At 59.5% G+C, this 19,507-nt stretch carries 19 protein-coding genes; 6 read left to right on the top strand and 13 right to left on the bottom strand.

Going from position 1 to position 19,507, the window contains the following annotated elements:
- The first annotated feature begins 74 nt into the window (after positions 1-74).
- From AAC076_RS11240 to AAC076_RS11230, 3 genes are all read left to right on the top strand, one after another.
- Positions 75-917, top strand: coding sequence for an ABC transporter permease (locus AAC076_RS11240; RefSeq protein WP_339845612.1), 843 nt, complete (start codon positions 75-77; stop codon positions 915-917).
- Positions 918-921: 4 nt separating this feature from the next.
- Complete coding sequence (locus tag AAC076_RS11235; RefSeq protein ID WP_339845609.1) at positions 922-1,764, top strand: ABC transporter ATP-binding protein; 843 nt, start codon at positions 922-924, stop codon at positions 1,762-1,764.
- Between the two features lie 103 nt (positions 1,765-1,867).
- A complete protein-coding gene (locus AAC076_RS11230) occupies positions 1,868-2,206 on the top strand; it encodes a hypothetical protein (RefSeq protein ID WP_339845606.1) in 339 nt (112 codons plus the stop codon).
- Between the two features lie 44 nt (positions 2,207-2,250).
- On the opposite strand, the gene AAC076_RS11225 is transcribed toward AAC076_RS11230, so the two are convergent.
- The 6 genes from AAC076_RS11225 to AAC076_RS11200 are packed head-to-tail and all read right to left on the bottom strand — an operon-like array spanning position 2,251 to position 6,841.
- Positions 2,251-2,949, bottom strand: a complete 699-nt coding sequence (locus tag AAC076_RS11225; RefSeq protein WP_339845604.1) for an HAD family hydrolase — start codon at positions 2,947-2,949, stop codon at positions 2,251-2,253.
- Positions 2,946-3,842 carry a tyrosine recombinase XerC gene (gene xerC, locus AAC076_RS11220; protein WP_339845623.1) on the bottom strand — a complete coding sequence of 299 codons (897 nt, stop codon included), beginning with the start codon at positions 3,840-3,842 and terminating at the stop codon, positions 2,946-2,948. The genes AAC076_RS11225 and xerC overlap by 4 nt, the downstream gene beginning before the upstream one ends.
- A 17-nt stretch (positions 3,843-3,859) precedes the next feature.
- On the bottom strand, positions 3,860-4,564 hold the full coding sequence (locus AAC076_RS11215) for a DUF484 family protein (protein ID WP_339845601.1): 705 nt from the start codon (positions 4,562-4,564) through the stop codon (positions 3,860-3,862).
- Positions 4,561-5,391, bottom strand: a complete 831-nt coding sequence (dapF, locus tag AAC076_RS11210; RefSeq protein ID WP_339845599.1) for a diaminopimelate epimerase — start codon at positions 5,389-5,391, stop codon at positions 4,561-4,563. The genes AAC076_RS11215 and dapF overlap by 4 nt, the downstream gene beginning before the upstream one ends.
- A gap of 1 nt (position 5,392) precedes the next feature.
- Positions 5,393-6,646 carry a diaminopimelate decarboxylase gene (gene lysA / locus AAC076_RS11205; RefSeq protein ID WP_339845596.1) on the bottom strand — a complete coding sequence of 418 codons (1,254 nt, stop codon included), beginning with the start codon at positions 6,644-6,646 and terminating at the stop codon, positions 5,393-5,395.
- 48 nt (positions 6,647-6,694) lie between these two features.
- The gene (locus AAC076_RS11200; RefSeq protein ID WP_339845594.1) at positions 6,695-6,841 is read right to left on the bottom strand and encodes a lipoprotein; all 147 of its coding nucleotides are present in this window, start codon (positions 6,839-6,841) and stop codon (positions 6,695-6,697) included.
- Positions 6,842-6,943: 102 nt separating this feature from the next.
- Here AAC076_RS11200 and cyaY point away from each other — a divergent pair, with 102 nt between their 5' ends.
- The gene (gene cyaY / locus AAC076_RS11195) at positions 6,944-7,282 is read left to right on the top strand and encodes an iron donor protein CyaY (RefSeq protein WP_339845592.1); all 339 of its coding nucleotides are present in this window, start codon (positions 6,944-6,946) and stop codon (positions 7,280-7,282) included.
- A complete protein-coding gene (locus AAC076_RS11190; RefSeq protein WP_339845590.1) occupies positions 7,283-7,480 on the top strand; it encodes a DUF1289 domain-containing protein in 198 nt (65 codons plus the stop codon).
- On the opposite strand, the gene AAC076_RS11185 is transcribed toward AAC076_RS11190, so the two are convergent.
- Positions 7,481-10,324: a class I adenylate cyclase gene (locus tag AAC076_RS11185; RefSeq protein ID WP_339845588.1), complete on the bottom strand. Its 2,844-nt coding sequence runs from the start codon at positions 10,322-10,324 to the stop codon at positions 7,481-7,483.
- Positions 10,325-10,340: 16 nt separating this feature from the next.
- Entirely contained in the window at positions 10,341-10,577 is a 237-nt protein-coding gene (locus tag AAC076_RS11180) for a TIGR02647 family protein (RefSeq protein WP_339845585.1), read from the bottom strand.
- 234 nt (positions 10,578-10,811) lie between these two features.
- Between AAC076_RS11180 and AAC076_RS11175 the strand changes: the two genes are divergently transcribed.
- The gene (locus AAC076_RS11175; protein ID WP_339845583.1) at positions 10,812-11,471 is read left to right on the top strand and encodes a glutathione S-transferase; all 660 of its coding nucleotides are present in this window, start codon (positions 10,812-10,814) and stop codon (positions 11,469-11,471) included.
- Positions 11,472-11,517: 46 nt separating this feature from the next.
- Here the strand turns inward: AAC076_RS11175 and AAC076_RS11170 are convergent, their stop codons facing one another.
- From AAC076_RS11170 to AAC076_RS11150, 5 genes are all read right to left on the bottom strand, one after another.
- The gene (locus tag AAC076_RS11170) at positions 11,518-13,422 is read right to left on the bottom strand and encodes a beta-ketoacyl synthase (protein ID WP_339845580.1); all 1,905 of its coding nucleotides are present in this window, start codon (positions 13,420-13,422) and stop codon (positions 11,518-11,520) included.
- A gap of 189 nt (positions 13,423-13,611) precedes the next feature.
- A complete protein-coding gene (locus AAC076_RS11165; RefSeq protein ID WP_339845578.1) occupies positions 13,612-13,977 on the bottom strand; it encodes a cupin domain-containing protein in 366 nt (121 codons plus the stop codon).
- Positions 13,978-14,058: 81 nt separating this feature from the next.
- Entirely contained in the window at positions 14,059-15,555 is a 1,497-nt protein-coding gene (locus tag AAC076_RS11160; protein ID WP_339845575.1) for a CoA-acylating methylmalonate-semialdehyde dehydrogenase, read from the bottom strand.
- Between the two features lie 190 nt (positions 15,556-15,745).
- A complete protein-coding gene (locus AAC076_RS11155; RefSeq protein WP_339845573.1) occupies positions 15,746-17,083 on the bottom strand; it encodes an aspartate aminotransferase family protein in 1,338 nt (445 codons plus the stop codon).
- 169 nt (positions 17,084-17,252) lie between these two features.
- A complete protein-coding gene (locus AAC076_RS11150; RefSeq protein ID WP_339845571.1) occupies positions 17,253-19,340 on the bottom strand; it encodes a TonB-dependent receptor in 2,088 nt (695 codons plus the stop codon).
- Between the last annotated feature and the right edge of the window lie 167 nt (positions 19,341-19,507).

Genomic DNA, 19,507 nt, shown 5'->3' with positions numbered 1-19,507 from the left:
GCATCGCTTGGCGGATATCCACCCGCCAGTGGCTGGCATCGCATGCCATTACCCCAATTAAAGGAGCTCACCCCATGAATGCACAGGCCCCTGTTCCGGAGGAAAAGGCCGTGACTGCCTCCCGTGTGAGTCGTCCACGCTGGTGGGTCATTCGCGGCAGCATGAGTGGTCGCACCACTGGCATATTGGCTGCTGTCGGGCTTATTGCCCCCTTTGTGGCCTGGTGGTTGTACACCCTCATGGGTTTTGCTGACCCCCTGTTCATGCCGGGGCCGGGAGCCGTTGCCGAACGGCTCTGGCACTGGGGTACCGATGAGGGGCTGCTCAACGATACCGCCATCAGCGTATATCGGGTGATGGTCGGGTTTCTGATTTCGGCCCTGATTGCCCTGCCATTGGGACTGTATCTGGGCACCTACCGCCCGGTGCAGGCCACCCTGGAGCCATTGATCGACTTCATCCGCTATATGCCGGCGGTGGCCTTCATACCGCTGGTCATGCTCTGGGTTGGTATTGGTGAGAGTTCGAAAATCCTGATCATTTTCATAGGCACTTTTTTTCAGATGGCTCTCATGGCTGCCGAGGATGTCCGGCGCGTACCCATGGCGCAGATCGAGGCGGCGCAGACGATGGGTGCCAGCCGTAGCGAGATCATTCGTCTGGTGGTGCTGCCCTCCGCCCGCCCGGCCCTGCTGGACACCCTCCGCATTACCTGCGGTTGGGCGTGGACCTATCTGGTGGTCGCCGAACTGGTCGCATCCAACTCGGGCCTTGGTTACGCCATCCTGCGTGCCCAGCGCTACATGCATACCGACAAGATCTTTGCCGGCATTCTGCTGATTGGCCTGATCGGTTTGCTCACCGATCAGGCATTCCGCTGGATCGGTCGCCGCGCATTTCATTGGCAGAAGAGGTAAACCCATGGACCAGCCATGTATCCGTATCCGTGACGTCGGCAAGACCTTCCAGACCCGTGAACAGAACATCCAGGCGCTGTCTGAGGTCAATCTCGATGTGCGTCCCAATGAGTTCATTACCTTTGTCGGTGCCTCCGGTTGTGGCAAGTCCACACTGTTGCGCATCCTCGCCGGCCTCGAGACCCATAGCAGCGGCGAAATCCTGCTGCACGACCAACCTATTGACGGCCCCGGAGTGGACCGGGCCATGGTGTTCCAGCACTACAGCCTGTACCCCTGGCTGACGGTGATGCAGAACATCCGCTTTTGCCGCCAGCTAAAGGTGATTTCCGACACTGTCTACAGCCAGTCCGATGTCGAAACCGCCAGCGGCAGGGCTGATGCACTGCTCAGTCTGATGGGCCTGCAGCCTTTTGCTGATGCCTACCCCAGCCAGTTGTCGGGTGGCATGCAGCAGCGGGTAGCGATCGCCAGGGCACTGATGCCCAGGCCGGACATCATGCTGATGGATGAGCCCTTCGGCGCCCTCGATGCACAGACGCGGGAGGTCATGCATGACCTCATACGCCATGTGCACCGGCTGGAAAAAAGCACCATTCTGTTCGTTACCCACGATGTCGAGGAAGCTATTTACCTGGGCAGTCGGATCGTACTGATGGCGCCGCGGCCGGGACGCATCGACAGTATCTACGAGGTCCCGCTGCCGGCTGAGCGCCATCAGGATATGAAGCTCGAGCCTGCGTTTATCCAGCTCAAGCGTGAGATTCTGACCAGGATTCGTGAAACCTCAGGTGTACAGACGGATCTGGAGCAATTGCAACGCTTGACCCGTGGTGCGCAGGCCTGAGTTTCAATCCTCGGGTGTGAAATAAAAAAATATCTCGCCACCCCTAGCCAAATTCTGTCGTTAGGCTATAAATAGCGTGTTTTTTACCGTTGGAGTGGCTGGAATGAGTGACGACGATTTAGAGAATGACGAGATCGAGCGCGAGGACGATAGCGACGCCGACGATTCGAACGATACTGATGATTTGCCAGTCGCTGATCATGATGATGGCGACGATGAGGACAGTGATGCGCCCGTAGCCAAGTCGCGCAAGAAGGCTGCAGCGCAACCTGATGCAGTGGAAGGTCTGTCACTTGAAGCCAAGGAACGGGAGCGGGAAATGCTTGCTCGCCAGATGGAAGAGTTCATGGCACGCGGCGGCAAAATTCAGGAAGTCGGCGCCAACGTTGTCGCCGACCCGCCGAAGAAGCCTGAAGGCAAGTACGGCAGCCGTCCGATCTGAGGGTGTGTCCCGGGCTTCGACCCAGGCTCAGGTAGGCAGGGCTGTCAGGGTTTGTAGTTGCTCAGCCAGGCAGGTATCTCGCTCAGGCACTGCACTTCACCACTGGGCCGCGGCTGATCCGGCCAGTCCAGCATGAGGCGGTTGAACCACAGGGTGTGCAGTCCCACGCCCTGTGCACCCTGGATGTCATCCACTGGATGATCGCCGATATGCAGTGTGTGTTCAGGTTTGGCTCCAGCGCGCTCCAAGGCATGGAGAAAGGGCGCGGGATCGGGTTTGCTCAAGCCCACTTCGTCGGCTGACACAATGACACTGAAGTAGCGCTCCAGCCCCAGGCGGCGCACGTCGGCATTGCCGTTGGAGATGGTCGCCAACTGGTATTTTCTGCTTAACTCATCCAGCAAGGCTTCTGCATGGGGAAAGAACTCCAATGCATGGCGTGCCTCCAGAAACACCTCGAAGCCTCTCTGAGTCAATTCCTTCGCCTGCTCTTCCCCATAGCCCGCACGCCTTAGGCCGAGTTCCATAACTGCCACGCGAAAAGCGGTTACCCGGTGGCGCAGGTCTGGATCGGCTGCCAGCACGTCGTGACGCAAGGCTTTGCGTGCCTCACTGTCGAGCTCCTGGGTGAAACGAGGTGCATGTTCGTCAAACCAGCGTAGCAGCGTTTTTTCGGCGGCCAGGACTACCGGCATGGTTTCCCAAAGGGTGTTATCCAGATCGAAAGTCAGAAGTTGAATCATGAGTCGCTCGTTTTGCGCTTGGCGCGAGGGTGGGCCTTGTCGTAGACCTGGGCCAGATGCTGGAAATCCAGATGGGTGTAGATCTGTGTCGTGCCGATGTCCGCATGGCCGAGCAGCTCCTGCACAGCCCGCAGGTCTCCAGAGGACTCCAGCACATGACTGGCAAAGGAGTGTCGCAGCATATGCGGATGCAGATTCTGCCCGATGTTTGCGACCCCCCAGCGGCGCACGCGTAACTGAATGGCGCGGGGCGTCAGGCGTCGGCCCCGTTGGCCAATGAACAGAGCCTGCTCGGCGGTACTGCTCAACGTACGCACCTTGAGCCAGCGTTGCAGGGCTTCACGTGCCATACGCCCCACAGGCACCAGCCGCGTCTTGCTGCCCTTGCCCAGCACGCGGACCTCTCCCTGGGCCAGATCAAGCTCATGCATGTCCAGTCCAGCCAGTTCGGAAAGCCGCAAACCTGATGAGTAGAACAACTCGAGCATCGCGTGATCGCGCACCAGAAGCCAGTCGTCGTCGCTGTTGTCATTCAGTAGCTGGGCTGTGAGGTCAGCATCCAGAGCCCTCGGTAATTTGCGCGGGGAGCGTGGCGCACGTATGTCCAGTGCCGGGTTGTGCTTGCTCAGCCGTTCGCGGATCAGGTACTGATAGAAGGTGCGCACCGCACTGAGCAGGCGCTGCAGGCTGCGTCCGGATAATCCGGCCTGGTGCCGCTGGGCAACGAACAGCCTGAGGCGCGACCCGTCCATATCGGGCCAGCGGGCGATTTTTTGTGCATCGAGGAAATCGCGCAGGCCCTCCAGGTCGTGTCGATATGCTTCGAGCGTACGTGGCGAAAGCTGCCGCTCGCGCTGCAAATGGCCAAGAAAAGCCTCAAGGTCAGGCTGCAGCGTGCTCGGGTGCATCCCTACGACCTGACTTCGTCGGCTACCGGGCGCTGGCGCAGGAGTACGCGGGCCAGTGCATCGGCGATGTAGCCCAGAAACAGGGTGCCGGTAGCGTTGCGGTAATGGTTGACGTCCCGGCTCCCCAGAGCCAGCACGCCGTGCAGGCCCTGATGCTGGATAGGTGCGATCGCGGTGGAGGCAACGTTGTTGGCCTGCTCACCGAACAGAAACGCCAGTTCATTGGGGCGCAGCACACCACTCAGTGTCTTGCCACTGTCGAGCAGGTGTCCGATAGCATCACGGGCCTCGGCGTGGCTCACGGTGCGGGCATTGGGGAAGCGCTGGGCTTCGCTGAACAGGATCAGGCTGACAAAGGGCACCTGGAAGTCGTCGCGCAGACTGTCCTCGATACTGGCGATGACCTGTTCCAGGCTCTGGGCTTCCAGCAGATCGAGTATCAGGCGACGACTTTTCTCGAACAGGCGATCATTTTCCCGGGCGACATCCATAAGTTGTCCCAGGCGGTGTCGCACGTCGATATTGCGCTCGCGCAGCAGTTTGACCTGCCTTTCTACCAAGGAGACTGCCTGGCCGGACTGGTGCGGGATAATCAGATCCGGCAGCAGGTCGTCGTATTCGGCGAAGAACGCCGGATGTTGGCGCAAGTACTCGGCGACCGTATGGGCATCGAGCAGTTGAGTCGGATGTGCAGGCTTGTCGGTCATAGGCGTATCTGTCCCTCGAAAACACGGGTAGCTGGGCCGGTCATCATCACCGGTTCGCCGGGTCCGGCCCACTCGATCTGCAGGTTCCCGCCGGGCAGTTCGATGCACACCGGAGAGGTCAGGTGGCCCATGCGAATCCCCGCGACGGCCGCCGCGCAGGCGCCAGTGCCGCAAGCACGGGTTTCGCCAACGCCGCGTTCGAACACTCTCAGGCGAGCGTTGTGGCGGTCGATCAGCTGCATGAAGCCGGCATTGACCCCGTTGGGAAAGCGATTATGACGCTCGATCAGGGGGCCCAGTTGGTTCACCGGGTAGGTGTTAAGGTCGTCAACCAGGGTCACGCAATGCGGGTTGCCCATGGATACTGCGGCGACCTGCAGAATCTGATCCTCAACGGCCAGTTCGTATGTAAGCGATTCAACTTGAGCCTGGAACGGAACCTGCGCTGGCACGAACCGGGGTGGCCCCATGTCGACGGTTACCTGGCCGTCTGTCTGGACACTCAATGCGATAGGGCCGCCGGCAGTCTCGACCCGGATATCAGTCTTGGCGGTCAAGCGCTTGTCCAGTACGAAGCGGGCGAAGCAACGTGCGCCATTACCGCACTGCTCCACTTCGCTGCCGTCGGCGTTGTAGATGCGATAACGGAAATCCATATCCGGATCGCCCGGTGGTTCCACTACCAGCAACTGGTCGAAACCGATGCCGGTGTAGCGGTCACTCCACTGGCGGATGAGCCGTGGATTGAGCTGGGCATGCTGGGTGACCAGGTCAATGACCATGAAGTCGTTACCCAACCCGTGCATCTTGGTGAATCGCAGCAGCATCTCAGGCCTCGGGTAACAGAGATTCCCCAGCGAAGAGTTCGCTGAGGGTTTCACGGCGGCGGATCTGATGGCACTGGCCGCCATCGACCATTACCTCTGCGGCACGCGGGCGAGTATTGTAGTTCGAACTCATCACGAAGCCGTATGCTCCGGCCGAGCGCACGGCCAGCAGGTCTCCCTCGGCCAGGGCAAGCTCGCGGTCCTTGCCCAGGAAGTCGCCAGTCTCGCAAACTGGACCAACAATATCCCATTGCAGCGCAGCCACATCAGTACGCGGGTGCACGGCGTCGATACCCATCCAGGCACTGTACAGCGCTGGCCGAATCAGGTCGTTCATTGCCGCGTCGATAATGGCGAAATTCTTGTGTTCGGTCGGCTTGAGCAGATTCACTCGGGTCAGCAGTACGCCGGCATTGGCCACAATGGAACGCCCTGGCTCGAACAGCAGAGTCAGATCACGGTCACCCAGATGTGCTTTTACCTTGGTCAGATACTCGGCCGGTGAGGGCGGCGTTTCATCACGGTAGGTCACCCCAAGTCCGCCGCCCAGATCCAGGTGCTTAATATGTATGCCTTCTGCAGCCAGCTGGTCGACCAAGGCGAGCAAGCGGTCGAGAGCATCGACCAGGGGCGTGTCGTCGGTCAACTGGGAGCCGATGTGGCAGTCGATACCGCGGACGTCAATGTTCGGCAGCTCGGCAGCGCGCCGATAGACTTCGGGTGCGCGGGCAATATCGATTCCGAACTTGTTTTCCTTCAGACCGGTCGAGATGTACGGGTGGGTCATCGCGTCCACATCGGGGTTGACCCGCAGCGATACGGGCGCCTGTACGCCCAGTTCTGCGGCGACGGTCTGCAGGCGTTCCAGTTCGGCGGTGGATTCCACGTTGAAGCAGTGGATGCCTACCTCCAGGGCGCGGCGCATCTCTTCGGCCGTTTTGCCCAGGCCTGAAAAAACAATGCGCGACGGTTCGCCGCCTGCTGCGAGTACGCGTTCCAGCTCGCCACCTGAGACGATGTCGAAACCTGCACCCAGCCGCGCGAGTGTATTCAGCACGGCCAGGTTGGAATTGGCCTTGATAGCAAAACAGACCAGATGCGAAGTGCCGGCCAGCGCCTGATCCCAGGCCAGCCAGGCCTGTTCTATCGCGTGGCGCGAGTAGACGAAACAGGGTGTGCCGTGGCGTGCGGCAATATCAGACAATGGCAGGTCTTCGGCGTACAGTTCGCCATTGCGGTAGTCAAAAGCTGTCATGTTATAGGCTTCGTTTGCGGATATACGGGGAGGCAGCGGATGAGTCGATCAGCGCTCGGAGGGCTGCTGGATCATGGCTTCCTCGGCTTCGTTGCGTGGCTCGTCGATTTTTTCGGCGGGCATGTACAACGGGCCTTTCTGGCCGCAGCCAGCGAGAACGAAAAGTGCGAAAAGCACGACAATGGAACGCTTCATAATGAAATCCTTGTTGAATTACAGGCAATATACGGCAGTATACCCAGCCGCCCGGTCTGACGCATCCGAACCGGCGCTGGATGACCGGAGAAGAGAACAGGTATGCATGAACTGAGCGAAGAAGATTTCAACCGTCAGGTCGATTTGTTGCAGGACAGCATCGAGCACGCGCTGGACGCGAGCGATCTGGATCTGGATATGGAGGTGATCGACGGATCATTGGTGCTGATCCTTGCCGAAGGCCCGCGACTGGTGGTCGGGCGTCAGCCGGCTTCGCGGGAGATCTGGCTCACGGCGCCGGATTCGACGCGGCATTTTGGCTATTTTCCGGACCAGGGCTGGCTCCACGATAGCGATGATGAGCCCCTGGAAATAGTACTGAGCCAACTGCTCAATGAGCTGACGGGTGAAGAGCTGGAACTGGATCTGGAGGAAGAATAGGTGTCAGTAATCGGTCGCCAGCCGTCCCCCTGTGTGCGCAAGTGCTGTCTCGATGGCGAGCAGTGCCTGGGCTGCGGACGGCTGATGCCGGAAATCCTCGAATGGGCAGCAGCAACCGATGAGCGTCAGCTGCAAATAATCGACAATGCCCAGAAACGTTTCAAGAGCCGCGCTGCCCTTCTCACCCCTCGCCAGTAATCAGTTGCGTGCAATCCCCATTGCCGCGTTCAGCGCATCCTCGAGTCGTTGCCGGTAACGCAGGTAATGCACCGTCTGCATGCTGCCCGCAGGATCGACCGCAGAAAGGTCCAGGTCGGTGATATAGCATGGATAGTTTTCCGTTCCAGCACGTTGATGGAGAATGTGTCGCGCTGCCGCGCTAAACAGATCGGCGTCGTGGTCGAGTTCGGAAAATTCCTTTTGCCCGCAGAAAATGCTTACCTTCAGGCTCTGGTCATTGCCGGGCTCGGCAATCGCCTGTACCGCGTAGTAATCGGTTTCAATACCCTGGCTGGGCACACGCTGGGCCTCGAGCCGTAGCGGCAAGCCCTCAGCGGCCGGGCGTATTGCATAGAGCGACAGGGGTTCTTCGCGCAGGCTCACCTCAAGGCTCTGGTTGATCTGTCTGCGCAGCCGGATGCTATGCAGAAAACGCAGCAACGGCAGCAGTAGTGTCTGCTCGTCACGGCATGCCTGCCGGGTACGCCACAGGGCGCCAAGCTCATCCAGCACGCTTATCTCTGCCTGGCGGTCCGGTAGCAGGCGGTAAAAGACCTGGATCTCTCCGGCTCTGGCCTGCTGGAGCATCAGGGCGGTGTCCTGTCCCTGCAAGGCGAAGCGGTCCAGCGCCAGGGGGCTGTAGCTGGTGCGACCAGTGCCCAGGTAGCGCATCAGCCGCTCCCGGTCGGCCAGGTGGGTAATGTCGATCTGTCCTTCCTTGCGCTCAAGGATCTGGAAGCTGTTCTGTATCTGCAATAGAAAGCGTGACGGGGGTTCGGCGAGCAATTGCCGAGTAGCGTCCTGGAACAGCTGTTCTACCCGCTCGGCAATGGCGCTGGAGCGATTGCGGCAAAAACAGACCACCTGCAGATCCGGTCGATGCTGGTGTTCATGGGCCTTGTTCAGGTAGTCGCACAGGGCCTGGATACAGGCCTCTTCACCCTCGAAGCGGCTGACCTGCAGCTCGTTCCAGCTATTGAGAGTGACCTGGTCGATACTCAGAATCAGATTGTCGCGCAGTCCCGAGTAACCCAGGGCGTCGGTATGGCTGCTGATCAGATGCACATTCTTCTGGCTGGTGACCGGGAGCGGGTCGAGCCCCACATTTACCAAAAGCAGCGCCTGGCACGGCTGGCTGGGACGCGATAGCGCGGTTTCAGTCAGTACCGGTAGCGGCAGAGGAAATTGCTGGCGCAGACTCGCCAGGAGGTTATTCAATTCGAACTCGCTCAGCGCGCTGTCACCGGGGTGCACTGCGATACGCGTGGCCGCATCAACCAGACCGTTGCGGTGCGCCCAGGCGATCAGCTCGATCAGATGTCGGGTGTATTTGAGCGGTACATGGTCAGCCAACTCCGGTTGGCTCAAGGTGCCGCGATAGAGATGCCAGCGGCTCTGTTCCAGCCCGCCGCTGCTGCGTTGCGCCAGGGTCAGCAAGGGTTCGCTTAGATCAGGGGCGATCCCCGGGTTGATGACCTCAATCTTGCCTGCCTTGCGTTCAAAGGCAGCATATAACCGGCGGCCGAGCAGGGACAGGTCGCGGCTGTTGACCTGGTTTATCACGTCATTGCTGCGCCCGAACTGGGACAGAAACCGGTAACTGTGGGTCAGCTCGCTGACCAGTTGCTGGCGTTCGCGGGTCACTTCGCCAACCCGCCATGCCTGACGGTTATCCATCTGTTGCAGTTGCCGTGTGTCCCAGTGCCACTCACGCACCAGCTTCTCCATCAAGCTGCGCTTCCAGCCCAGGGCGCCGGTGCGCCGACTCAGACGGACGTCAGCCTTGATGTAAAGACACCGGCGCACCAGCTCGAGTCGTTCGGTTTCCTGACGTTTCAGCAGATAGCGCTCTATGCGTCGATAAAGCATGACATAGGGATCCAGCTCGTCCAGATCCAGGTGGTTGGCATATACCGCATGCTTGAAATCCAGGCTCAGGCAGCGCACATCGGGGTGTTCGCTGGCATAGACCTCGGTCAGCAACAGTTTGAGTACCGATTTGTAAGGCGACTCGATACCCTTGAAAAGCTGCCAGAGGCCGGCACCGACATACTCACCCGCTGGAATACGCGCCATATGCCCCAGATCCAGGCTTTCCTGCGCGCGGATAAAGCGTTTGTCGATCAGCTGTCGGGTGTAATCGACGTAATGCTTCTCTTCATAATCAGGGACCAGCCACCATAATGGATAGCGCCCTCCCAGCAGGATCGCAGTGCGATAGAACTCGTCCAGCAACAGGTAATGCTGGGTGCTTCCGCAGTCCTCGATACTCAGTGCGTTGTCACGGTAGCCCAAACTGAAGGTCGCAGGATTGACCAGATGAAAATGCGCCTCGCAACTCTGTGTTGCTGCCCAGTCGGTGATCAACTGACATTTTGCCGCCAGCTCAGCGACGGCCCCTGCGGCCAGGTTTGGCGAGTGGCAGACCCAGATATCCAGGTCGCTCTGATCGGACTGGGCGATAGTTCCGCCACTGCCCATCAGAAATAACGAATGGATGTCACCGGTGAAGCCGGCGGGATGCCGGCGATAGCTGAAGCTACGGGTCAACGCCTGGGCACCGTGCAATACATTGGGCTCGGGAACGTAGCCAGCAAGTCCGTGGGGAGTGGAACGGGAAACATAGCCGGGCAGGAGCGGATGGTTGACGTCAAACAGCAGAGGTATGAGTTGCAGGACATTGTACTGGCGCGAGGCTAGTGCCTGCAGCACGCGCTGCAGGCGACTGTGGTTGATTCCCATGAAGCGCTTGCGCAGGGTGGTCAGTGCCTTGCGGTCGATACCTTCGGCTATCTGCGGCTGAATTTCTCCACTCAGGGCCATGATCGCGGGTCCACTTTCAGTCGGCGCGCAGAATCGTCAGCAACGCCTGGCTGTGTTCTGCCGCATCCAGACCCAGGCTGGTCAGGTAGCCTCCATCGGGCTGAGTGGTCAGTCCGCGGGAGTGCAGACGCTCGGCAGCAGCAACGACTTCCTGTGCAGCTTCGTGGCGGTGGATCTTCAGGCCCTCCTTGGAGGTAGCCAGATTGAACTGGTTAAGCAGGTTGATTTCGGTGATCTCATCGGGTTTCAGCATTGTGTCGCTACCTCTTCTATGGATTCAGCTTCTTGTTGTTCAGTCCCCAGTCTAGCCGTAAAAGAGCGTGAAAAGCATAGGCAATCTTAGTTGTTGATGGTCACCAGGTTCTGCGCTGTCGTTGCATCGCCACTGCGTTCGCATTCACCGGGTTTATGCCACTGGATATTTTGTCGGGCCAGGGCTAAAACGGGTGCACAGAAAAACAACATTCACTCTGCAGGAGACTTTTGCATGCTCAAACTTCACGGTTTCGCCGTCAGCAACTACTTCAATATGGTCAAGCTGGCATTGCTCGAAAAGGGCGTGGATTTCGAAGTGAACGTGGTGCACCCCAGCCAGGATGAGGCGTTTCTAGCCATCAGCCCGCGCGGTAAGGTGCCCAGCCTGGAAACAGAGCACGGTTTTGTCAGCGAAACCAACGTGATTCTGGAGTACATCGAAGAAACCCAGGGCGGCAAGGCACTGCTTCCCAAGGATGCCTTCGAGCGCGCTACCGTGCGTGCGCTGACCAAGGAAATCGAGTTGTATATCGAGCTGCCTGCGCGCAGCTGTTACGCGGAAGTGTTCTTTGGTGGGAAGGTTGATCAGCAGGTGAAAGACAAGGCCAAGGCTGATCTGCTTGGTGGTATTGCTGCGCTCAAGCGCCACGCCAAGTTTGCGCCTTATGTGGCTGGCAGCGAGATGACCATAGCCGATCTGATGTTCATCTACAGTATCGATCTGGCCAGCGCCGTGGCGAAGAAACTCTTTGGTCTTGATCTGCTGGCGGACCTGCCTGAAGCGCGTGCGCTACAGGCCAAGCTGGCCGAAAACCCGAATGTGCAGAAAGTCGAAGCGGACAAGAACGCCGAGATGGCAGCGTTTATTGCTGCTGCCCGCGCCAAACGTTGATGCTGTAGCTCATCCCCGGCAGTGGCCGGGGATGAGAATCCTCAGTTCAGAGCATGTCTTTGAAGCGATCATCCTTGCGAAACACCAGGGGCTGAGAGAAGCCCGGGATGCGGATTTGCGCATCACCTAGCTGAATCTCGCTGTCGTTGATCATATTCTCGCCAAAATTGTAGATGACATCGAGCTGACCCTTGAGCGCCTTCTGATCGTAGGCCCGAGCTTCTGCGCGGGTGTTTTCCCTCCGTTCGCAGTAGTCGGCATAGGCGGCGTTGCCATAACGCTTGTGCAGCATGCGCTCGACTACGCTGGGCGCCAACACTACGCAGCTGGCATTGTTACCGCCAAAGCCCTTGGAATTGATAAAACAGACTTCCAGTGGATCGTCGGCCCTGCTCGCGTCGCGGGTGCTGATCCTCAGGTGTTCGCAGTGGACATCGTCGGCAACGGCGTCAATGGTCTTGATGCCGGGGATGATCTGATATCTGAAGGTGCCCAGCGCAGAAGCCATTTGGTCGGCACTGGCGCTGGCCAGGGAGTGCCCGACATAGGCTTTGACTGCAGTGAGCGGCAAGTCGCTGATATTGAAAGCGCCGGCCACACGGTCGAGCAACTCTGATTCCGTAACTCTGTTGGCCGGGGTGCTCGAGCCATGGGCGTGGACGAAACTGCGCTTGCGCACGCCCTCTTCGCCGACGATCTGCATGGCACTGAAAATGGCCTTGGACATGGTCAGATAGTTGCCCGGCCCCGGTGCGGAAATGGATTTCTTGAAGCCGTCCGCATTGATGAACACATCGGGCACTGCACCATGGATGTCAGCCCCCAGTTCCATCGCGAGCTCATCATCCATCAACAGGAAGAACTGCGCTGACTCGGCCAGGGTGAAGCCGCAGTTGTGACTGAAGGGGCGGCTTGCCCGGCGGAAGTCGACGTCGGGTTTGCCTTCGATATTGCGCAGTCCGTCCTCGGTCGCCAGGGCGCCCATCGCGCCATAGCCTTCGATACACTCCTGGGTGACGGGCGCCTCACCATTGCCCACCAGGACGACGCGGGCACGGCCGCTGGTGATCATTTCGGTGCCCTTCTGCAGGTTGTACAGAAAGCTCGCGCAGGCCCCGGTAATGGCGCCAGTGGTGCCGACACTGCCGAGAATGTAGGCGTTGATGAAATCCGCCGGCATGCTGTTCAGGCCCAGGGCCAGTTGTTTGGCGCTGACTCGGTTGCCCTTGAGGCGCGACTGCATCAAGCCGCCGAAACTGTTTTCGTCCAATTGGCTCATGGCGCTACTGGCGAACACGGCGATCTCGTCGGGCTGGACGCTGTCGACAATGCGTTGCCAGGGTAGTCCGCTGGAGCGAAGCGCATCGGTCGCCGCGACGATGGTCATTTGCAGGCCGCGCGGGTGGAAACGCGAGGCGTAATGCTCGGAGGGCTCAAAGCCGCTGGGCAATTGTCCTGCGGACTTCACCGGTAGCGAGCGGTAGCTATCCACCTTGATGTCACAGCCGTCGTATACCGTGACCATTACCTCGGTATCGTTCAATGGCTCGATAACCCAGTCGGTAGGTAGCGGCTCGGGGAGTTGCTTGGCAAGGGTGATAAAGGAGAAGGGTTTGCCTGCTTCACCGGTGATTGTCAGGTTTTTTTGCCAATGAGCGGCATCGACATCCAGGTGGCGTTTTTCGATACGCCTTACCAAGGTGCCTTCCAATATTTGCTCGCCAAAACGGGTCTCGATATCGGCTGGGGTCAGTGGCTGATCGTCGGTATCGAGATACTGATCGTTCTCGACACGCACCAGTTTCATCAATACCGCCAGACCGGCCAGGGTCTCCTGGCGCTCGTCGACGGGCAGGGATTCAATCACCGTGCGGCGAAATCCATGGTGGAAGGAACTGCGACCGGCGGCGTTGTAGCCACCAAATCCGACTATGACCGGCAAACGCGACATCTGGCATGACTCCTGACAGGTACCAGGCGCCTGTGCCCGCTCGCGGCGGGCAGCTCTGGCGGCAGATTGCCAACCAGGACGCTGGTGTGTTCTTCGAATGCTTATGCTGACGAGAACTGTAACCGCTGGGTCACTTTTAGACCATGGCGATTTCCTGCTGAAGGGGTGTGGCCTTCTGTTTGATGCGCCTCAGCTGGTTGCGGGCTCGAAGATCACGTACACCTTGCGAGTGCGCTCGATCACTTCCCAGCTACCGACAAAACCGGCAGGAATAACAAAGCGATCGCCCGCTTCCAGCTTGCGGCTACCGCCCTGATCGTCGTGCAGGATGGATACGCCTTCGAGTATCTCGCAGTACTCGTGTTCACTGTAGCTCACCTCCCAGTGACCCGGGACGCACTCCCAGGTGCCGCTGGAGAACTGGCCGCAAGGGCTGCTGTAGTGGTTGCATACCGATTGCGCCGGATCGCCGGAGCGTACTTTTTCGGGGGCCGGCCGGTAGTGCTCGGCCTCGGTGGGCGCGGTGGCAAAATCAATGATGTTGTTGATAGGCATGGGTATTTCTCCAGGCTATTGGCGCCGGCATCAGGCGCTGCCGACCCTGTGCCAGGGTCGGTCCGGCAAGAACAGAAAGCACTACTTCATGGTCGGGATGCTGAATTCGGCATCAGCGCGGATGCCGGTCGGCCAGCGGGAGGTGATCGCCTTGCGCTTGGTGTAGAAGCGCACACCATCGGGGCCGTGCATGTGCAGCGGACCGAACAGTGATCGCTTCCAGCCGCCGAAGCTGTGGAAGGCCATGGGTACCGGAATCGGCACATTGACGCCAACCATGCCAACCTGAATCTCGTTGCAGAACTGCCTGGCCGCGTCGCCGTCGCGGGTGAAGATCGCTGTGCCGTTGCCGTATTCGTGCTGATTGATCAGCTTCACACCAGTGGCGTAATCGGGTACGCGCACAATGCACAGCACGGGTCCAAAGATCTCTTCGCGGTAGATGGTCATGTCTGCGGTTACCCTGTCGAACAGGCAGCCGCCCATGAAAAAGCCACCTTCCAGGCCGGGCACGCTGACGTTGCGGCCATCGACCACCAGCTCGGCACCTTCGCTTACGCCCTGGTCAATATAACCACGAACCTTGTCACGGTGCTGAGCTGACACCAGCGGCCCCATCTCCATCCCGGCGCTCAGGCCATTACCAATTTTCAGCGCCTTGACCTTGGGCGCCAGTGCCGCAGCCAGGCGATCAGCGACCTCATCGCCTACTGCGACCGCGACGGAAATAGCCATGCAACGCTCGCCAGCACTGCCGTAGGCGGCGCCCATCAGGGCGTTGACGGTCTGATCCAGATCAGCATCGGGCATCACCAGCATGTGGTTCTTCGCGCCGCCCAGGGCCTGCACACGCTTGCCGTGGGCACAGCCGGTGGCGTAGATATATTCAGCAATTGGGGTTGAACCCACGAAGCTGACGGCCTGTACGTCGGGATGGGTAAGCAATACGTCGACCGCTTCCTTGTCGCCGTTGACCACGTTCATCACGCCATCGGGCAGACCGGCTTCAGTGAGCAGTTCGGCCAGGCGCATGGGCACGCTGGGATCCTTCTCCGACGGCTTCATGATGAAGGTGTTACCGCACGCGATGGCGATCGGAAACATCCACATGGGCACCATCGCCGGGAAGTTGAACGGTGCAATACCGGCGCATACGCCCAGTGGCTGATTGACCGACCAGGCATCAACACCGCCACCAACCTGCTCGGTATGCTCGCCCTTGAGCAGGTGTGGGATGCCGCAGGCAAACTCCACCACTTCCAGGCCGCGGGTCAGCTCACCCTTGGCATCGTCGAATACCTTGCCGTGTTCGCGGGTGATCAGCTCGGCCAGCTCATCGGCATGGGCCTCGACCAGCGCCTTGTACCTGAACAGCACGCGTGCACGGTTCAGGGGCGTTGTGGCTGCCCAGGCTGGCTGCGCTGCCTTGGCGACCGCGATGGCCTGTTCAACTTCGCTGACGTTGGCCAGGGAGACGCTGCCGCGCTGCTCGCCCGTAGCGGGTTCGAAGAGGGGCTGAGTGCGCTCGCTGGGGGCGGTGCGCTTGCCATTGATAAAGTGAGTCAGTTGCAGGGTCATTGGGTCACCGGTGCTATAAAAAGTATGTAGGTCGTATTTGTTCGAAACAGTGTGCTGCGGCGTGCTGTACCAGCCATTGCGGACACGCAGCAAGTACATCCCTGTAGCTCGACGGTGGCATCCCTGCCACCGACGGTCCGCCATAGCTGATCCAGCACACCCTATTAATCTCCGAGTGTGCGTCTGGCGATTATGGCGTTCGCCGAAGGACGTCACCCAGGGTATTGATGATCCGGTCGATATGGCTCTTTTCGACAATCAGCGGCGGCGCCATGGCGATGATGTCACCGCTGTTGCGTACCATCAGACCGTCCCAGAAGCAGCCCTCGAATACATCGTAGCCACGTTTTCCGGGCGCGCCGTCTCGGCTGGCAAGATGTACCGCGCCGACCATGCCGGTGTTGCGAATATCGATCACATTGGGCAGGTCTTTGAGGCTGTGCAGTCCTTCCTGCCAATAGATTTCCAGATCCCGGATACGCGTCAGCAAGCCATCGCGAGCATATATGTCCAGCGTCGCGAGCGCTGCCGCTGCTGCTACCGGGTGGCCTGAATAGGTATAGCCATGGAATAGCTCGATGATGCCGTCGGGGCCATGCATGAACGCATCCTGAATCTTGTCGCTGGCGAACACCGCGCCCATCGGGATCGCGCCATTGGTCAGGCCCTTGGCCGTGGTCATGATGTCCGGCGTGACTTCCCAGCGCTGTGAAGCGAAAGGCGAACCGACGCGGCCGAAGCCGGTGATCACCTCGTCGAATATCAGCAGGATGCCGTGCTTTTCAGTGATTTCACGCAAGCGCTTGAGGTAGCCCTGGGGCGGCAGAATGACCCCGGCGGACCCTGACATGGGTTCGACTATGACGGCAGCGATGTTCTCCGCGCCGTGCAGGTTAACCAGACGCTCGAGATGGTCGGCAAATTCGACGCCGTGTTTCGGCAGGCCACGGGTAAAGGCGTTGCGCTCCAGGTCCAGGGTGTGGGGCAAGTGGTCGACACCGGGCAGTTGTACACCAAAGGCCTTGCGGTTGTTGACCATACCGCCGACCGATATGCCGCCGAATCCGACGCCGTGATAACCCAGTTCACGACCGATTAGCCGGGTGCGAGTGCCCTCGCCGCGGGCGCGGTGGTAGGCCAGGGCAATCTTCAATGCTGTGTCCACCGACTCGGAGCCCGAGTTGGTGAAGAACACCCGGTTCAGACCCTCGGGAGCTAGCTCCACCAGTCGCTCGGCCAGTTGGAATGGCAGCGGGTGGCCCATCTGAAAGGTCGGGGCGAAATCCATTTTGGCGATCTGCTTGCTGACCGCTTCGGCGATTTCCTTGCGCCCGTGGCCGGCGTTGCAGCACCAGAGCCCGGAGGTGCCATCAATTACCTGTCGGCCTTCTACGTCTGTGTAGTACATGCCCTCAGCGCTTTCGAGCAGGCGCGGACGGTCCTTGAACTGGCGGTTGGCAGTGAAGGGCATCCAGAATTCCTCAAGACTGAGGTCCTGCTGACTGGCGGGGGTATAAATGCTGTTCATGGGGTCGTCCTGGCGTTGCTTGAGCGGAGTACTTGGCAGAGTGTAGATCGATCTTATGTCAAAAATAACAAACGAAAAACCCTGTCAGCCGCAATAAAGCCAAATTTTGTCAAATATATTGAATTTCGTTGCTAATAAGCTGGCCGGGGTGAAACCCGGCCATCTCGAGCTAGCGCCACTGGTACTGCACGCCGAGGCCCACCAGCCATTGACGGTCAGGGGCGGGTTCATAGTATCGACCGCCTGGGCCGTTAACGATCAGCGAGCCGATGTATTCCTTGTCTCCCAGGTTGTCTATGCGGACGAAGGGATCGACTGTCCAGTTGCCAAACTCATGCGTGTAACCGGCGCGCCAGTTGAACACGGCATAACCGGAGGCGCTGTTCTGATTGTCATCAGTGGCATAACGCTCGCTCAGTGACTGGGCTTCCAGCGCGGTGATAAAACCGGTCCCCGGGGGCTGCCAGCTCAGTTCGGCGAACAGACTGTGACGGGGTACGCCGGGCAGGTTCTTGCCGGAGAGGTCTTCGCCGCCGCTAGTCGTGTAGTTGTCAAAGCGAGCATCAAGCAGGGTGTAGGCCAGGTAAGCTTCGATGCCGTGGTCGAAACCCTGCTCAACGGAGAGCTCGACGCCTCGGCGGGTAGATTGGCCAGCATTGACGAAGGTGCTGCGACCGGTGCTCACCTGGTCAGGACCGGTGACGATCTCGTCTTTGACGCGGCTATGGAACAGGGCGAGGTTGATGCGCGTCTGTTCACGGCGCAGCTTCAGACCGACCTCGGCATTACGTGACTCGGCGGGCTGCAGGCCGAAATTAAGACCGCTGCCCTGTTGCTGATAGGCCAGCTCCTGGAAGGTCGGTGTTTCAAAGCCCTGACCAAGCGCCGCATAAACCGTCAATGCCGGACTCAACTGATAACTCAATCCTAGTGCGGGATTGGTCTGGCGATAGTCCACTCCGCCGCTGTCGTCCTGACCGTCGGCTAGATAATCATCCTCGGACTCGAACTCCACCCGGCTGTGGCGCAGGCCGGCGGTCAGTGTCCAGCGTGGATCGAGCTGCCAGGTACTGATCAGATAGGCTTCCTGGCTGTCGACAGTATTGAATTCGTCCCGCTGCTGAGGCCCCTTGTCGCCAAAGTCGTTGACGAAGCCGTTGCGTTGCTCGCCCTGGTAGTCGTAGGTCAGGCCCGCAGCCAGTTCAACCGGCAGACCGAACAGTTGCGTCTCGCGTTGCCAACCCAGCTCGCCGCCGCCAAAGCGACGATCCAGTTCGATAACGCCGCCGCCGGAAAATTGGCCGCCCCCGGGGAATGCAAGAAACTGCTCCACATAGCGCTCGCCGCCGTAGACCATCAGGGTTAGCTTGTCGTCATTGCCCAGGCGCCTTTGGTAATTCAATCCGGCCTGGTTGTGCCTTACGGTTTTGCGGGTATCGAAGGTCTGGGTTCCAGCTACAGCCTGACGCCGGTCTTCACGCACCTGCGCCTTGGTCAATCCTAGCGGGTCCTGGGTTTCAGGCTGGTCGAGGCTGTTGATCAACAGGGTGAGGCTGGAAGCGTCATCGATATCCCAGCCCAGGCGCAGGTTGGCAATGTCGCGGCGCGTTTCGCTATGGTCCCGGTAGCCGTCGGTTTCCAGGCGCGAAATGTTGGCGGCAATATTCAAATCGCCATGCTGACCGCCGTAGCGCAGCCTTGAGCGGCGCAGGTTATCCGGTCCTATCGCGGTACGATTTTCCAGCGTCGGGTAAAAGGCACCTTCATCGGTGAAGCCCTGGATAATGCCCCCCGAGGCATTGCCGTACAGGGTGGTCAGCGGACCGCGCAGCACTTCGATGCGTTGCATGCCGTCCAGATCGAACAGCGATGGCTGACCCTGGCCGTCCGGCATGGTCAGCGGGATGCCATCCTGTACCAGCCGCACACCTCTTACGCCGAATTGAGCCCGCGCGCCGAAGCCGCGGGAGGATATTTGCAGGTCCTGGGCGTAGTTCTGACGGTTGGCGGCAACAATGCCGGGCACTCGTTGCAGGGTTTCGGAGAGGTTGGCGCCGAGGCTTTGCGGGCTGATCTGGTTGCCGCTGACGGTGCTGCGGGCCAGGGGAACACGCGTATCCTGCTCGGCTGCCTCGCTACCGAGAACCACCTGTGCGGGTAGACTGAGGGGTGAATCCTGTGCCAGAGAGAGTGTCGGGAACAGGCAGCTTAGGGCTGTGGCGCATGCGCTCAGCTTGGTCGGGAAGGTTTTTATCATAAGGCCGCTTTTATCGTTTTTGACTGGTTCTGGCTACCGAAGATGATGCTGACGGCAGTATAGGCCTGCGCCGCGGCCGGTTTGAACTCAGACTGCCATGCAGTTCCCGGAATATTGAGTCAAGGCTTTGCCTGGGCAGTTGCGCGAGGCCCAGTTAACAAAGCGTT

Source organism: uncultured Halopseudomonas sp. (assembly GCF_963977355.1).
Lineage (GTDB): Bacteria > Pseudomonadota > Gammaproteobacteria > Pseudomonadales > Pseudomonadaceae > Halopseudomonas.
This window is presented reverse-complemented; position numbering and strand designations above follow the sequence as displayed.

Bases quoted from the DNA above. Each gene is read 5' to 3' on its own strand.
- AAC076_RS11215 (WP_339845601.1), bottom strand. From the start codon at position 4,564: ATGACCGACAAGCCTGCACATCCGACTCAACTGCTCGATGCCCATACG.
- AAC076_RS11200 (WP_339845594.1), bottom strand. From the start codon at position 6,841: ATGAAGCGTTCCATTGTCGTGCTTTTCGCACTTTTCGTTCTCGCTGGC.
- AAC076_RS11170 (WP_339845580.1), bottom strand. From the start codon at position 13,422: ATGTCGCGTTTGCCGGTCATAGTCGGATTTGGTGGCTACAACGCCGCC.
- AAC076_RS11160 (WP_339845575.1), bottom strand. From the start codon at position 15,555: ATGACCCTGCAACTGACTCACTTTATCAATGGCAAGCGCACCGCCCCC.
- AAC076_RS11175 (WP_339845583.1), top strand. From the start codon at position 10,812: ATGCTCAAACTTCACGGTTTCGCCGTCAGCAACTACTTCAATATGGTC.
- AAC076_RS11185 (WP_339845588.1), bottom strand. From the start codon at position 10,324: ATGGCCCTGAGTGGAGAAATTCAGCCGCAGATAGCCGAAGGTATCGAC.
- AAC076_RS11155 (WP_339845573.1), bottom strand. From the start codon at position 17,083: ATGAACAGCATTTATACCCCCGCCAGTCAGCAGGACCTCAGTCTTGAG.
- AAC076_RS11180 (WP_339845585.1), bottom strand. From the start codon at position 10,577: ATGCTGAAACCCGATGAGATCACCGAAATCAACCTGCTTAACCAGTTC.
- dapF (WP_339845599.1), bottom strand. From the start codon at position 5,391: ATGCTGCTGCGATTCACCAAGATGCACGGGTTGGGTAACGACTTCATG.
- AAC076_RS11240 (WP_339845612.1), top strand. From the start codon at position 75: ATGAATGCACAGGCCCCTGTTCCGGAGGAAAAGGCCGTGACTGCCTCC.
- AAC076_RS11150 (WP_339845571.1), bottom strand. From the start codon at position 19,340: ATGATAAAAACCTTCCCGACCAAGCTGAGCGCATGCGCCACAGCCCTA.
- cyaY (WP_339845592.1), top strand. From the start codon at position 6,944: ATGCATGAACTGAGCGAAGAAGATTTCAACCGTCAGGTCGATTTGTTG.
- AAC076_RS11165 (WP_339845578.1), bottom strand. From the start codon at position 13,977: ATGCCTATCAACAACATCATTGATTTTGCCACCGCGCCCACCGAGGCC.
- AAC076_RS11225 (WP_339845604.1), bottom strand. From the start codon at position 2,949: ATGATTCAACTTCTGACTTTCGATCTGGATAACACCCTTTGGGAAACC.
- lysA (WP_339845596.1), bottom strand. From the start codon at position 6,646: ATGACAGCTTTTGACTACCGCAATGGCGAACTGTACGCCGAAGACCTG.
- AAC076_RS11230 (WP_339845606.1), top strand. From the start codon at position 1,868: ATGAGTGACGACGATTTAGAGAATGACGAGATCGAGCGCGAGGACGAT.
- AAC076_RS11235 (WP_339845609.1), top strand. From the start codon at position 922: ATGGACCAGCCATGTATCCGTATCCGTGACGTCGGCAAGACCTTCCAG.